The 12953-nt window shown below is 59.6% G+C and carries 16 protein-coding genes; 10 read left to right on the forward strand and 6 right to left on the reverse strand.

Annotated elements, in window-relative coordinates:
* Positions 1-6: 6 nt before the first annotated feature.
* The 5 genes from HNQ64_RS13320 to HNQ64_RS13340 form a co-directional block, all read right to left on the reverse strand.
* Positions 7-1221 (reverse strand): FAD-dependent oxidoreductase, encoded by a 1215-nt coding sequence (locus HNQ64_RS13320; RefSeq protein ID WP_184209377.1) that lies wholly within the window; start codon positions 1219-1221, stop codon positions 7-9.
* Positions 1218-1472: an acyl carrier protein gene (locus HNQ64_RS13325; protein WP_184209379.1), complete on the reverse strand. Its 255-nt coding sequence runs from the start codon at positions 1470-1472 to the stop codon at positions 1218-1220. Before HNQ64_RS13325 ends, HNQ64_RS13320 begins: the two co-directional genes overlap by 4 nt.
* A 61-nt stretch (positions 1473-1533) precedes the next feature.
* Positions 1534-2283 carry a PEP-CTERM sorting domain-containing protein gene (locus tag HNQ64_RS13330; protein ID WP_184209381.1) on the reverse strand — a complete coding sequence of 250 codons (750 nt, stop codon included), beginning with the start codon at positions 2281-2283 and terminating at the stop codon, positions 1534-1536.
* Positions 2284-2349: 66 nt separating this feature from the next.
* Positions 2350-3378, reverse strand: coding sequence for a tRNA epoxyqueuosine(34) reductase QueG (gene queG / locus HNQ64_RS13335; RefSeq protein ID WP_184209383.1), 1029 nt, complete (start codon positions 3376-3378; stop codon positions 2350-2352).
* A 5-nt stretch (positions 3379-3383) separates the two neighbouring features.
* Positions 3384-3749: an ArsR/SmtB family transcription factor gene (locus HNQ64_RS13340; RefSeq protein WP_221305447.1), complete on the reverse strand. Its 366-nt coding sequence runs from the start codon at positions 3747-3749 to the stop codon at positions 3384-3386.
* A gap of 86 nt (positions 3750-3835) precedes the next feature.
* Here HNQ64_RS13340 and HNQ64_RS13345 point away from each other — a divergent pair, with 86 nt between their 5' ends.
* The 9 genes from HNQ64_RS13345 (at position 3836) to murC (ending at position 11054) form a co-directional block, all read left to right on the forward strand.
* A complete protein-coding gene (locus HNQ64_RS13345; RefSeq protein WP_184209385.1) occupies positions 3836-4393 on the forward strand; it encodes a rhodanese-like domain-containing protein in 558 nt (185 codons plus the stop codon).
* A gap of 21 nt (positions 4394-4414) precedes the next feature.
* The gene (locus HNQ64_RS13350; protein ID WP_184209387.1) at positions 4415-5857 is read left to right on the forward strand and encodes an MBL fold metallo-hydrolase; all 1443 of its coding nucleotides are present in this window, start codon (positions 4415-4417) and stop codon (positions 5855-5857) included.
* Between the two features lie 24 nt (positions 5858-5881).
* Entirely contained in the window at positions 5882-6370 is a 489-nt protein-coding gene (locus HNQ64_RS13355) for a DsrE family protein (protein ID WP_184209389.1), read from the forward strand.
* A 12-nt stretch (positions 6371-6382) separates the two neighbouring features.
* Positions 6383-6916, forward strand: a complete 534-nt coding sequence (locus HNQ64_RS13360) for a rhodanese-like domain-containing protein (protein ID WP_184209391.1) — start codon at positions 6383-6385, stop codon at positions 6914-6916.
* On the forward strand, positions 6913-7662 hold the full coding sequence (locus tag HNQ64_RS13365; RefSeq protein ID WP_184209393.1) for a sulfite exporter TauE/SafE family protein: 750 nt from the start codon (positions 6913-6915) through the stop codon (positions 7660-7662). The genes HNQ64_RS13360 and HNQ64_RS13365 overlap by 4 nt, the downstream gene beginning before the upstream one ends.
* Before the next feature lie 13 nt (positions 7663-7675).
* Positions 7676-7960: a Smr/MutS family protein gene (locus HNQ64_RS13370; RefSeq protein WP_184209395.1), complete on the forward strand. Its 285-nt coding sequence runs from the start codon at positions 7676-7678 to the stop codon at positions 7958-7960.
* Positions 7961-8003: 43 nt separating this feature from the next.
* Entirely contained in the window at positions 8004-8267 is a 264-nt protein-coding gene (locus tag HNQ64_RS13375; protein ID WP_184209397.1) for a hypothetical protein, read from the forward strand.
* Positions 8267-8668, forward strand: coding sequence for an HNH endonuclease (locus tag HNQ64_RS24345; RefSeq protein ID WP_184209398.1), 402 nt, complete (start codon positions 8267-8269; stop codon positions 8666-8668). Before HNQ64_RS13375 ends, HNQ64_RS24345 begins: the two co-directional genes overlap by 1 nt.
* Positions 8669-8747: 79 nt before the next feature.
* Positions 8748-11054: a UDP-N-acetylmuramate--L-alanine ligase gene (gene murC / locus HNQ64_RS13385; protein WP_184209400.1), complete on the forward strand. Its 2307-nt coding sequence runs from the start codon at positions 8748-8750 to the stop codon at positions 11052-11054.
* Positions 11055-11739: 685 nt separating this feature from the next.
* On the opposite strand, the gene HNQ64_RS13390 is transcribed toward murC, so the two are convergent.
* Positions 11740-12090, reverse strand: coding sequence for a winged helix-turn-helix transcriptional regulator (locus HNQ64_RS13390; RefSeq protein ID WP_184209402.1), 351 nt, complete (start codon positions 12088-12090; stop codon positions 11740-11742).
* Positions 12091-12228: 138 nt separating this feature from the next.
* On the opposite strand from HNQ64_RS13390, the gene HNQ64_RS13395 reads away from it, so the two are divergent.
* Positions 12229-12906: a hydrolase gene (locus HNQ64_RS13395; RefSeq protein ID WP_184209404.1), complete on the forward strand. Its 678-nt coding sequence runs from the start codon at positions 12229-12231 to the stop codon at positions 12904-12906.
* Positions 12907-12953: the final 47 nt, after the last annotated feature.

Raw genomic sequence — 12953 nt, forward strand, 5'->3', positions numbered from 1 at the left:
CCAATGTCAGCAGCGGGAGACAAAGTCCACTGCCATTTTCCCCGCTGCCTCTCCTGTGGCCATGCAGGTGCCCATCACCCGCAGAGACGCCAGCGCTTCATGATCGGCCGAAAGGCAGCGCCCGGCGAAAAACAGTCCCGGTGCATCCTGGCGGAAAAGACAGCGTGCGGGGATGCCGGGGGGCAGGGGTTCATCAAAGTAACGGAACTTGGGCCCCCGGGCGTTTTCGCGCTTTTCCATGGGCCAACCTGCGAGCGCGACTTCGTCCTCAAAGCGGCGGCTGCTCGCCAGATCATCCCCGGTGATGATGTAGTCACCGATGTAACGGGCAGTCTCACGGATGCCCGCTTTCACTGGCAGCATGGGCGGTGGGCAGGGGCGGAAATCGGGGTGCTGCTGGCGCAGGTATTTCCACAGGGCCAGCACGACTTCGCGCCCCTCCTGCTCCATCCGTGCACGTTTGGTGGGGTCAAACGGGTCCCACTCTCCTTGCCCGGCCTCCAGATCCACGGTGACAAAAGTTTCACCCGCGAAGGGGGAGTCACGAAAGCCTGCACCGATGGCTGCCGCAGGCAATAAACCCTCCCGGATCGCGCGCACGATGACCGCTCCTGTTTGCAATCTCCAGCCATCATCATGCGTGCCCAGCACCCCATGGAAAGCGGCGATGTAAGCGGGCCGATACAGGCGGCTACCCTCCACCTGCTGGCACCACGAAGGCCGCAGGAGACGGGCCCCGGTCGCATCCCCTGTGGTATCCACCAGAGTTTGAGTATGCAGAGTTCTACGTTCCCCCCGGGTGATGATGCCCAGATGCCAGCCTTTTTCATCCTTCTGGAGGTCAATCCACTCGGTACCGCTTAGGACGGATAGGCGAGGCTCCGCCAGGCAGAGTTCATCGGCAATCTGGGCATAAAGAGAGGGGTGCTGGCGCAGCACGTACACCCTGCCCATCAGGTCAGGTGCCGTCTGTCCCGTGCGGTCCATCATTGCCTGGCCGATTTCCGCCGGGATACCGGCATTCACCCAGGCCCAGGGCTGAGATACATCCGGGTGAAAGAGGCCACAAAAGGTATGAACCAGGGCATTTGTGCCCATGCCGCCCAGTTTGGTCTGCCGCTCAATCAATAGCGTGCGTGCACCAGCACGGGCCGCCGCTAGGGCCGCTGCCAGCCCCGCGCTGCCACCTCCGGCCACGATGACATCGGCTTCCAGGGTCATACGGCGCTGCGGTTCGGGTGGGAAAGCCAGGATGACAAAACCCGGGCCGTGGCAAAGTGGTTCCGCGTCATTTCAGCCGGGGAAATGCGCACGCTGAATTCGCGCTCCAGATGCAGCATCAATTGCATCATCGCCATCGAGTCCAGCCCCTGGGCAAAAAGATCCACATCCGGCGTCAGGGCCTCACTCGTCTCCACGATCTGGTGCTGCGTGATGAGGGTGATGACGGCTTCCGGTGAGATGTCAGGCATGCCATCACTGTGAAAAGCCGGAGCGCTAGGGCAAGGGCGGGAAACAGAGATTGCCCAGCCTTCATCGGGCTCTCCGCCGACGGACAAGCCCCGCCCCGCCGCTCAGGCCCAACAACAGCAACCTCGTAGGCTCAGGCACGGTGGAAAACTGGATGGACTCATAATAAATCGTGCGGGGTGGGATGACGGTGGACTGACCATTATTATCCCCCCAATAAACCTGTTGGGCGCCATTGCCTGCCAAGCTCAATCCCGCATAAGTTTTCCACACTTCCCCATCAATGCGGATGGTGGCCAGCGCCGTGACGGGATCATACAACAAGCTGTAATCATGATAGCCTGGGGCCAGAGTGCGCGTGCCCGTGACGCCATACGCCGCGACCAAAGTATCCCCATTGGCCGCACGGCCAAACATCAGCGCCCAGACCCGGCGGTTGGTGAGCGTTTCATTGATGATGAAGCCCAGCCAGGCATTGCTATCCGTGCCGATGGCGTTGCCGAGCGTGGGATCATCCGTGGGCACGCTGAGAGTGGTGGAAAGATCCCAGCCCGTGGCCATCACCGAACTGGCCAAAGTGGCATTCATGACCGCACTGTACGTTAGGCTGGTGCCGCCACTGCTGAGTCCGGGATCATAGACACGCCAGACATCCCGCCCGTCATCATCAAAGGGCTCACCCACCACGGTCGTGGTGGACGTGCGGATCCAGCCCTCCGTGGTGGGATTGGCCGAGCCAGTGTGCGAATAAAGAAGCGTCGTCGCCTGAAGCCCCGAAGGGAAGAGTAAAGCGAACCAAAGAAGACCTTTCATCTTCTCCTACTCAAGCAACCCGCAAGCCACGTTGGCCGCGAGCTCCGGCACATTGCTCACGTGAACCTATACTTTCTTGCTCCTTAGCCAGATCTCTTGCAAGGCCCATTGAGCATGCTCAGAGATGAGCGGGTGCTCATCCTGTGCGGCGATCTCTAGCGCCGCTACATCTTCATCCGTGCCGACATTGCCCAGGGCCACACAGACATTGCGGAGAAAGGCCGGGCGTTTGATGCGCTTGATGGGAGACTTGGCAAACAGAGCGCGAAAAGACTCATCGGTCAGGGTCAGGAAATCGCGCAACTTTTGGTTAAACACTGTTTCGCGTGCCTGAAACGTCGCCTCCTGGGAAAGCTGGGCAAACTTGTTCCAGGGGCAGGCGCTGAGGCAGTCATCGCAGCCATAAATTCGATCCCCCATGGCGCGGCGGAATTCCAAGGGGATGGGTCCTTTGCTCTCGATGGTGAGGTAGCTCACGCAGCGGCGTGCATCCATCCGGCGCGGGGCCGTGATGGCCTGGGTGGGGCAGGCCACCATGCAGCGGGTGCACTTGCCACACAGGTCACGGGCGGGGGTATCCACCGCTAGATCCAGGGTGCTGATGAGCTCCGCCAGGAAAAACCAGGTGCCGAGCTGGCGATGGATCTGCATGGTGCTTTTCCCGCCCCAGCCCAGCCCGGCCTCACTGGCAAAATCCCGCTCCAGCACCGGGCCGGTATCCACATAGTACCTCTGTGTGCCGCCATGCTGAATGAGAAAGGCATCCAGCGCCTTTAGCTTGGCCACGATGAGGTCATGGTAATCCTCATTCCATGCGTAACGGGCGATGCGGTAGCCGCCAGCGGCGGTGGCTGGCGCTGGTCCTTGATAATAATTCATGGCTAGGACGATGACGGTCTTCGCCCCTGGCTGAACCACGCAGGGGTCTGTGCGGCGGTCCATGTTCCGCGCCATCCAGGCCATGTCGCCATATTTGCCCTCAGCCACCCATTGCTCATAGATCTCCCGGTGCGCTGCGGGTCTGGCCGGGGCGATTCGGCAGTCGGCAAAGCCCAGTTCATGAGCTTGGGAGATGAGCTGAGTCTTGAGATCCATCAGGCTCAGATTTTGGGGTCAAAGGCCAGCGCGCGAGCCTGGGCCTCCATGTCCTCCCGCAACCTGCGGCACATCATTTCGCAAAGCTCATTCACCATGGGATCTGCGATGTAACAGTACGTGGACAGTCCCTCTTTACGCATGCCGATCATGCCCGCATCTCTCAGCAGAGCGAGGTGTTTGGACACATTGGCCTGTCCCAGACCGGCAGCCTCCACCAGTTGGCCCACGGTGTGCTCCCCCTGCATCAGCAGATTCAGCAGCCGCAGCCGTGTCGGCTCTGACAGCGCACGAAAGCGCATCGCCACCAGCTCCAGGGCCTTTTCAGACATCGGCATGGGGCTGGGCTCGGATTTTTTCTTTTTAGGCATGAAAGAATAATGTTTGTTATATCGCTATATAGCAATATAGTTTATATCAACAACAGAACAGTTTAACTCTGCAACCCACCCTCGCAATGCAAACCACCATCACTCCCAAACAACTCAACACTCAACTTCAGGCGGGCCGCTGCCAGCTTGTGGACGTCCGCGAGCCTGTGGAACATGCGGAAGAGCACATCTCCCAGGCGCGGCTCATTCCTTTAGGGGAACTGGAAAAACGCGCTTCCGAGCTCAATCGGGATCTGCCCATCGTCATCCATTGCCGCAGTGGCAAGCGCGGAGAACAGGCCCTCGCGAAGCTGCAATCTTTAGGTTTTACCCAGGTGCAAAATTTGGAAGGCGGGATCCAGGCCTGGAAAGCTTCTGGGCTGCCCGTGGCCCGTGCCGCGAAAAAAGTCTTCCCCCTCATGCAGCAGGTGCAGCTCACCATCGGCCTGGGTGTGCTGACGGGGGCGGCCCTGTCACTCACCGTGCATCCTTACTGGGTCTTTCTCAGCGCGTTCTTTGGTGCGGGGCTGGTCCTCGCAGGCAGTACCGGCTGGTGTGGGCTGGCCATCTTGCTGTCTAAGATGCCCTGGAACCGGATCGAAGGCCAGGCCTGCTGTTCGCCCAAGAATTGTTCTGCTCGTTAATCCTCCACCTCTTCCACGTTCATGTTCCTTCGCCAAATCACCGATTCATCCTTGGCCCAAAATGCCTACCTCATCGGCTGCCAGCGCACAGGCGAGGCCGTGATCGTGGACCCAGAGCGGGATGTGGATCGCTACCTCAAGCTGGCGGCTGAAAATGACCTTCGCATCACTGCCGTGGCGGAGACCCATATCCATGCCGACTACCTCAGCGGTGCCCGTGAGCTGATGGAACGCCATGGCGTGAAGGCCTACCTGTCTGCGGAAGGTGGACCGGAGTGGCAGTTTGAATGGGCGCAGGGGAGTCCTCAGGCGCAATTTCTGCGCGATGGAGACTCCTTCCATGTGGGCAACATCGAACTCACGGCGGTACTTTCTGCCGGCCATACGCCGGAGCACCTCAGCTACCTGGTGACGGATCACGGCCATGGTGCCACGGAGCCGATGGCGCTGCTGAGTGGTGATTTCATCTTCGTGGGGGATGTGGGGCGGCCAGACCTGCTGGAAACAGCCGCCGGACAGACCGGGGTGATGGAGGCCAGCGCCCGCACCCTTTACGCCAGCCTGCGCAGCACCGAAAGACTGCCCGAACATCTGCAAATCCTGCCTGCACACGGTGCTGGGAGTGCCTGTGGGAAGGCCCTGGGCGCAGTCCCGAGCAGCGTTCTAGGTTATGAGCGGCGTTTTAACCCGGCGCTCAACGAAGCCCTCACCGAAAGTGAGGATGAATTTGTCAAAGACATCCTCACCGGGCAGCCGGAGCCACCGCTCTACTTCGCCCGCATGAAGCGAGACAACCGTGCTGGTCCTGCCCTGCTGCCGGAGGGCAGGTTGCCTCAGCCTAGGCACCTCACCGCCATGGAGGTGCCTGCCTATCTGGCAGAATCCCGCGTGGTCGTACTGGATCTGCGGGCGGATCGCACTTCGTTCCTGCAAAGGCACATCCAAGGAGCTCTGTTGGCTCCACTGGCGGGTGGAAAGTTGCCCATTGCTGCGGGATCGTATGTTGAGGAAGGCGTGCGGATCCTCTTGATTGTGCAGAACGCGGCGGAAGTGGAAGAAGCCGTGCGGCAGCTCATCCGCATCGGGCTGGATCAGGTCACTGCCTGGATGACGGTGGCGGAGATGGAGGAGATCAGGGATGGGCTGATGACTGCGCAGCCTTACATCACACCTGAGCAGTTGCAGGGAGCCCTAGCGGCAGACCCTGATGCCCTGGTGCTGGATGTGCGAGGGGCTGATGAATACGCAGAACGTCATGTCCAAGGAGCACGAAACATCGCCTACACACGGCTAGCTGCACGGCTCTCGGAAGTGCCAGGAGACCGCCGCATTTATGTCCACTGTGGCAGCGGCCTGCGCGCCAGCTTGGCAGTGGCCTTTCTAGCCAGCCAGGGACGTGACGTGGTGCTGGTGGACGGAGCCTTTGCGAAAATTTCGATCGAGATAAAAACAACTTCCGCCTAACCAATGATGAAAATGACAATAGCCATGCTTGTTTGCACGATGCCACTGCTGGTGGTGCCACCTTCGCAGGCTACGGAGGCTTCCGTGCCTGTCATTCCGCTGCAAGTTCGGGAGAATCTGCGCATCGTCTATCAGGTGACGGATGATGTGACCCATGAAGGAGTCAACAAAGGGCTGTTCTATGCCCGTAAGCTCATGGATACCTACCAAAAGCAGGGCATCGCTGCGGATCAGGTGCACCTGCATTTGGTGTTTCATGGCACCGGGATACAGGCCGTGGTGAATGCCGAAGCGCGCACCCGGCTGAAAGCGGACAAAGCTGAAAATCCCAATGGCGAAATTTTGGCAGAATTGGTTAAACGCGGCGTGCAGATAGAACTCTGTGAAAACACCATGCAGCAAAGAGGTGTGACTCCCCGGGAACTGATGCCTGGGGTGAAACGGGTGGTGGGGGCCTTCCCCCGGCTGGTGGATCTGCAACTCCAGGGCTACGCCTACATCAAGTTTGAGTAACGAAAGCCTCTCATGCTAGCTTCGCTCCATCCTGCTCTCTATGCCCTCGTCGGCATGGGCGCTGTCGCGTTGCTGCTTTGGTGGTTCATGGACCACCGGCGGGGCACAGCTTGGGCCATCTCAGTGGTGCGGGAGCGGTTTCCTGACGTGGCGCAGCTTTCTGTGGATGGAGTTGAGCGTTTGCTGGCAGGTGAAGTGGCCACTCACCCCGTGCTTCTTGATGCTCGTTCGGCTGAGGAATACGCCGTTAGCCACTTGCCAGGGGCCCTTTCCCTGCCTGTAAAAACAGTGACAGATGAGGCTCTGCGTGAACTGGCGACTTCCGCCCCCTATGTGGTTTATTGCTCGGCCGGCTATCGTGCCTGTGAGCTGGCGCGGCGTCTGCATCAGGCGGGTATCCATCAAGTGCAGAATCTGGAAGGCGGCATCTTTGCTTGGGCCAATGCAGGCCAGCCAGTGCATCGCGCTGGCCAGCCTGTGAAGGTGGTGCATACCTATCATCGCCTGTTTTCCCGCCTGCTGAAACCGGAGCGCCGCCAGCCATGAATGCACTGGCCATCTCGGGGGCTTTGTTCATCGGCCTATCGCTTGGGTTGACGGGGGCGGGAGGTAGCATCATCACCCTGCCGGTGCTGGTGTATTTGGCGGGCCTGCCAGCGAAGCAGGCTGTGGGCGTTAGCCTTTTTGTGGTGGGCATCGCCGCGTTGCTGGGTGCGGTGCAGCGTGCACGAACGGGAGAATTTCATGCACGTGCAGCACTTCTGTTTGCCCTTTCAGGCATGGCTGGGGCCACCGTGGGCGCACGGTTCACATCCTGGGTGCCTGCACCGATTTTGATGATGCTTTTCGCGCTGCTGATGCTGACCGTGGCGCTGAATATGTGGTTAGGCCGAGCGGAGAGATTCACTCTTCCTGCGGAATGTCGTCCGCTTCGCTGCCTGCTGGCTGGGACGGGCGTAGGGCTGTTCACCGGGTTCATCGGGGTCGGCGGGGGATTTATGCTGGTGCCTGCCTTGATCAAATTTGCCCGCCTGCCGCAGCGGACTGCGACGGGGACATCCTTGGCCGTGATCGCCTTCAACTCAGCCGCAGGCTTTTTCAGTCACATGGGCGAGGCGCCTGTGTATTGGCCGCTGGCTCTGCTGTTTTCCGGGATGGCGGGAGTGGGTGTGCTCCTGGGTAGTTTTTTTGCTAGCCGTCTGCCGGTGAAAAAACTGCAGCGGGGTTTTGCCCTCCTGGTTTTCGCCACCGGGGTCTATGTGCTGTGGCAAAATGGGCTTTCTTTGGTTTAATGTTCTTCACGCCATGGAAGACGAGGAACCTATCCGCATCCCCATCACCAACGAGCTGGACCTGCACACTTTCCGGCCCAGTGAGGTGGGGGATCTGTTGGTGGACTACCTGGGCGAATGCCAGAAGCTGGGCATCCGGAACGTGCGCGTCATTCATGGCAAAGGCACCGGCACGCTGCGCATCGGTGTGCATGCCGCCCTGGATAAAATGGAAATCGTCGAAGGCTGGACCTGGCCCGCCGGGGAGAGATCCGGCGGCTGGGGTGCGACGTGGGTGCAGGTGAAAGGGCTCACCTGAAAGCCAACTTGCTTTGCAGTGACCTTCCGATTAAACTCCGTCCATGACAAAGAGTGTAGTATCTCAAGAAGACCTGTTGGATCCCTTTGTCGGCATGATGGATGCTGAGGCTGCCAGGGCCATTTTGAGTCTGAAATCCTCACCGGAGATGCAAGATCGTGCCGAGGTGATGGCACACAAGTCACGTGAAGGACAACTCACGCAGGAAGAACAACGTCAATATGAATCCTATGCAGATACTGTAGCGATGATCTCCCTGATGCAGGCACATGCAAGACGAGTTTTACGTCAGGCCGGCAAACTGTGATGGAGCCAGCAATTCGTCAGCTTGTCTGGCAGCGAGCCGCCCGTCGTTGCGAATATTGTCGTCTCAAACAAGAGCATGAGTTGGCTCAGCGTTTTCATGTAGAGCACATCATCGCCCTGCAACATCGCGGAGAGAGTGCTGTGGAAAATCTGGCGTTGTCTTGTGCCAAATGCAATGCCTACAAAGGGCCCAATTTAACCTCGCGAGATCCTGACACAGGAAAAGTTGAGGAGCTGTTTCATCCTCGAAATCATCGTTGGGAAGATCATTTCTGCATGAATGGGCCGAGAATTCTCGGTATCACCGCGACGGGGAGGACGACTGTTTGGCTCCTGCAAATGAATAGCGCACGCCGATTGGCGCTCCGGCAAGTGTTGATTGAGGATGGAGACTGGGACTGAGCGCACCCGCCAATGAGGCTGCAACAATGCGTGCTCACGCTTGCCCGCGCACGGCTCCCGTTTACCATGGGCGCTTCCCATGTCTCACGCCGTCCTCAGCCTCCTCAAAGAAAGCCGTCACCCCATGCGCATTGACCTCATCGGCGTGGCCGGGTCGGGCATGAGTGGGCTGGCCTCCCTGCTGCTGGCCCTGGGGCATAAGGTCAATGGATCGGACAAAGTCACCACGCTGGAGACGGATCGGCTGGTGAAGCTGGGACTGAATTTCTTTTCCCCCCATTCTGAAAAGGAAGTGGAAGAGTGCGACATGGTCATCTACTCCAGCGCCATCAAGCCTGGGAACGTGGCCTATGAGGCGGCCTACAAGCAGGGCATCCCCCTGGTGCGCCGGGCCGAGGCCCTGGCCGCCGTGATGGCCCATAAGAAGGGCGTGGTCGTAGGCGGCACCCATGGCAAGACCACCACCTCCGCCCTCACTGCCCACGTTTTGCGCCAGGGCGGCCTGAAACCCAGTCACTACGTGGGGGCGGAAATCCCTATTCTGGGGGCCAATGCGCACTGGGACCCCGAGGGCGAACTCTTCGTGGCTGAAGGCGATGAAAGCGACGGTACGCTGGTGAACTTCCACCCGGAGCATTCCATCATCCTGAACATCGAGGCCGAGCACCTGGACTTTTACGATGGCATCGAGGCCATCAAAGACGTGTTCCGCCGGCTGCTGTCCCAGACCCCTGGGCACTGGGTGCACTGTGCGGAAGATCCCGTGGCACGGGAAGTCTGTGCGGGCCCTCAGGGCGTGAGCTACGGCTGGTCTCGCGACTTTGATTTCTCCGCCAACATCCTGGCCATGAAGCCGGACCATTCGGACTTCGAAGTGTATCAAAAGAATACTTTGTTAGGCGTCGCGACCCTGGGAATCCCCGGCAAGCACAATGTCTCGAACGCTCTCGCCGCCATCGCTTTGGCCACTCGGCTGGGCGTGCCGTTTGAAAACATCCAGCATGCGTTGAAAAGCTTTCGCGGGGCGAAACGCCGCTTTGAGATCCGTCACAGTGGCGAGCGCTTCACCGTAGTGGATGACTACGGCCATCACCCCAGCGAGATTGCAGCCACGCTGGCCACGGCCAAGGGATTGCAGCCAAAGCGCATCGTCTGCCTCTTTCAGCCACACCGGTACAGCCGCACGCAACTGCTAAAGAAAGAGTTTGGCGCGAGCTTTGGTGACGTGGACGAACTTTTTGTTACGGACGTTTATGCGGCCAGTGAAAAGCCGCTGCCTGGTGTCAGTGGTGAGACGATCGTGGAAGAAGTGAAAGCGCAATCCGCCGCCAAAGCCCAGTCCACGCCGACCCTGCTCCTGTCTCGCGACAAGGTGGGAAATGCGCTGCGGCCAGGAGATCTGCTCATCACGCTCGGTGCAGGAAACGTGCATGAAGTGGGGCGCTGCATTGCCAAGGACCTGCCTGTTTTGGAGCAACTGTGGGCGCTTTTGGAAGATCACGGCGGCGGTGCAGCGCGGCTGTATGAACCGATGAATCGCCACACCACCTTCCTCATCGGCGGCCCAGCCCAGTATTGGGTGGAGCCACGGACCGTGGAGGGTTTTGCCGAGATCGTTCGTTACCTGCGCTCCCAGTCGGTGCCCATTCGCGTTATCGGGCGCGGGTCAAATCTACTGGTCAAAGATGGTGGCATTCGCGGTGCAGTGATCCATCCGGCCAAAGGGGACTTCGAAGAGGTGCGTGTGGAAGGGCAGACCCTCATTGTTGGAGTCGGCGCACGGTTGAAAAAGATCGCCAGTGCGGCCCGCAATGCTGGGCTGGGTGGGTTTGAATGGATGGAGGGTGTGCCTGGAAATCTGGGCGGTGCCATCCGCATGAACGCCGGGGCCATGGGCACAGAAACGTTCGACCAAATCGTCAGCGTGCGATTCATTGATACCGATGGCCAGATCAAAGAAAAGCCTCTGGCTGAGATCGTGCATCACTACCGCAACGTGCCGGAATTTGAAGAGCGCTACATCGTCTCTGCCGTGCTGAAAGGCAGTCCCGCTCCCCAGGCCGAGATTGATGCGAAACTCGCCGCCTCTCATCAAAAGCGCCGCACCAGCCAGCCCGTGGGGGCGAGCGCAGGTTGTGCCTTCAAGAACCCGGAAGTCTGCGGGGCAGGCAAGCTCATTGACGAACTGGGCCTCAAAGGTCGCAGCGTCGGCGCCGCCATCGTTTCCGACATCCATGGCAACTTCATCGTCAACAGCGGCGGTGCTACCGCCCGTGAAGTCCTCGACCTCGTCGCCGAGATCCAGGAGATCGCCCAGCGTGAGCGCGGCGTGCAGTTGGAGATGGAGGTCAAGGTGATCGGCGAAGACCAGCCGATGGGGATGTGACCGGGCGGCGTGGCCGAGAAGAGTGAGCGAAGGCTTTATTGTGCAACCACCCCGCTGGCATCCCTGCCGGGATGCGACGGTGAGTGGGGGTGTTTTGGCCTAACCAGGGGTGCGTTCGCTAAGGCTCACTTACCTCTGGCTACCGGCTGCGATGCCTCCGGCATCGGAGTGTTTTGGGATCGCAAAGCCGATGGGCATGTAATTGGGGGGCTGGCCGAGGAGGGCGAGTAAAGGCTTGATTGTGCAACCACCCTGCTGGCATCCCTGCCGGGATGTGACGGTGAGTGGGTGTGTTTTGGCCTAACCAGGGGTGCGTTCGCTAGGGCTCACTTACCCCTGGCTACCCGCTGTGATGCCTCTGGCATCGGGGAAGCTGTGGGATCGCAAAGCCAATGGGCATGTGATTGGGCGGCTTGGCCGAGGAGAGCGAGCGAAGGTCATGTGGGATGCTCACCCCTCTGGCATCCCTGCCGGGATGCGACGGTGAGTGCGCATGTTTTGGCCTAACCAGGGGTGCGTTCGCTAGGGCTCACTACTTCTGGCTACCCGCTGCGATGCCTCCGGCATCGGGGAAGCTGTGGCATTGCAAAGCCGATGAGGATGTGATTGCGCGGCTTGGCCGGGGAGAGTGAGCGAAGGTCTTTGTGGAATTCACGCCGCGGGCGCTCTCCGTCGTCACGTGCCCTCACATCACGGCCACTTTCTCCGCTCTCGCTGAAAAATGTTCCTGATGGCTCACCGTCCAGTGGTGGATGTCCATGACGATGACCATCACGGTGCGGCCCCAATCGGTCAGGGAGTACTCCACCAGTTTCACGCGGCCCTCTTGAAAGTCGCGCCGCTGGATGAGGCCATCCGCCTCCATTTCCCGGAGCCGCTGAGTGAGCATTTTTTGGGTGATGCCCGTCAGGCGGCGCAGGAGTTGCCCGTGGCGTTGCGGGCAGGCATCCAGCTCGCGCAGCAGGACGACCTTCCAACGGCCGCCGATCATGCGCAGCAACTCTTCCACATGGCATTGCACTCGGGGTTCCTTCATACTCGCTTTTAAAGCATGGTCGGGGGTGGGAGCGCAAGCAGGGTAGGCACTTTTTTGTGCCTAATTGTGCGGTTTTTGTTTTCGCGGCAGAATGGCTGTCCTTTCGGGTAAATAAACAGCATCACCCTTTGTGTTACCATGAGTCACTATCACCAACTCTTCACGGCTGAGGATACGGCCGTGGTTTTCATTGACCATCAGCCGCAGATGACCTTCGGCGTCGCGAACATTGATCGCGCCACCTTGATCAACAATGTCACCCTCCTGGCCAAAGTGGCGAAGGAATTTAACGTCCCCACCGTGCTCACCGCCGTGGAGACGGAGTCCTTCAGCGGCTACATTTGGCCTCAGCTTCTGGATGTGTTCCCTGGCCAGCCCATCGTGGAGCGAACCTCCATGAATTCCTGGGACGATGCTGGCTTTCGCGCGGCCATTGAAGCGACGGGGAAAAAGAACATTCTCATGACTGGGCTGTGGACGGAGGTGTGTGTGACCTGGCCCACGATTGAGATGATCGGCGCAGGCTACAACATTTACGTGGTGGAGGACTGCTGCGGGGCCACTTCCCCTGCCGCGCATGAGGCCGCCATGAGCCGCATGGTCCAGGCCGGGGCCACCCGTCTCACCACGATCCCCGCGCTGTTGGAATGGCAACGCGACTGGAAAAACCGTGGGCATTACAACAACCTCATGGACATCCTCAAATCTCAAGGCGGTGCCTATGGCGTCGGTGTGGAATATGCCTACACCATGGTGCACAAGGCCCCTCAATCTGCCCAAGTACCCCAGGTGGTGACCGGCGGGCTGAAACATTGATCCTCTCCACATCGGCAGGGAGTGGAAGGATGAAGCCAGCGGCTAGC

The sequence above is a fragment of the Prosthecobacter dejongeii genome, assembly GCF_014203045.1.
Taxonomy (GTDB): Bacteria; Verrucomicrobiota; Verrucomicrobiia; order Verrucomicrobiales; family Verrucomicrobiaceae; genus Prosthecobacter; species Prosthecobacter dejongeii.

Bases quoted from the DNA above. Each gene is read 5' to 3' on its own strand.
- murC (WP_184209400.1), top strand. From the start codon at position 8,748: ATGTCTCACGCCGTCCTCAGCCTCCTCAAAGAAAGCCGTCACCCCATG.
- HNQ64_RS24345 (WP_184209398.1), top strand. From the start codon at position 8,267: ATGGAGCCAGCAATTCGTCAGCTTGTCTGGCAGCGAGCCGCCCGTCGT.
- HNQ64_RS13365 (WP_184209393.1), top strand. From the start codon at position 6,913: ATGAATGCACTGGCCATCTCGGGGGCTTTGTTCATCGGCCTATCGCTT.
- HNQ64_RS13350 (WP_184209387.1), top strand. From the start codon at position 4,415: ATGTTCCTTCGCCAAATCACCGATTCATCCTTGGCCCAAAATGCCTAC.
- HNQ64_RS13330 (WP_184209381.1), bottom strand. From the start codon at position 2,283: ATGAAAGGTCTTCTTTGGTTCGCTTTACTCTTCCCTTCGGGGCTTCAG.
- HNQ64_RS13375 (WP_184209397.1), top strand. From the start codon at position 8,004: ATGACAAAGAGTGTAGTATCTCAAGAAGACCTGTTGGATCCCTTTGTC.
- HNQ64_RS13355 (WP_184209389.1), top strand. From the start codon at position 5,882: ATGCTTGTTTGCACGATGCCACTGCTGGTGGTGCCACCTTCGCAGGCT.
- HNQ64_RS13395 (WP_184209404.1), top strand. From the start codon at position 12,229: ATGAGTCACTATCACCAACTCTTCACGGCTGAGGATACGGCCGTGGTT.
- HNQ64_RS13390 (WP_184209402.1), bottom strand. From the start codon at position 12,090: ATGAAGGAACCCCGAGTGCAATGCCATGTGGAAGAGTTGCTGCGCATG.
- HNQ64_RS13370 (WP_184209395.1), top strand. From the start codon at position 7,676: ATGGAAGACGAGGAACCTATCCGCATCCCCATCACCAACGAGCTGGAC.
- HNQ64_RS13340 (WP_221305447.1), bottom strand. From the start codon at position 3,749: ATGCCTAAAAAGAAAAAATCCGAGCCCAGCCCCATGCCGATGTCTGAA.
- HNQ64_RS13320 (WP_184209377.1), bottom strand. From the start codon at position 1,221: ATGACCCTGGAAGCCGATGTCATCGTGGCCGGAGGTGGCAGCGCGGGG.
- HNQ64_RS13345 (WP_184209385.1), top strand. From the start codon at position 3,836: ATGCAAACCACCATCACTCCCAAACAACTCAACACTCAACTTCAGGCG.
- HNQ64_RS13325 (WP_184209379.1), bottom strand. From the start codon at position 1,472: ATGCCTGACATCTCACCGGAAGCCGTCATCACCCTCATCACGCAGCAC.
- queG (WP_184209383.1), bottom strand. From the start codon at position 3,378: ATGGATCTCAAGACTCAGCTCATCTCCCAAGCTCATGAACTGGGCTTT.
- HNQ64_RS13360 (WP_184209391.1), top strand. From the start codon at position 6,383: ATGCTAGCTTCGCTCCATCCTGCTCTCTATGCCCTCGTCGGCATGGGC.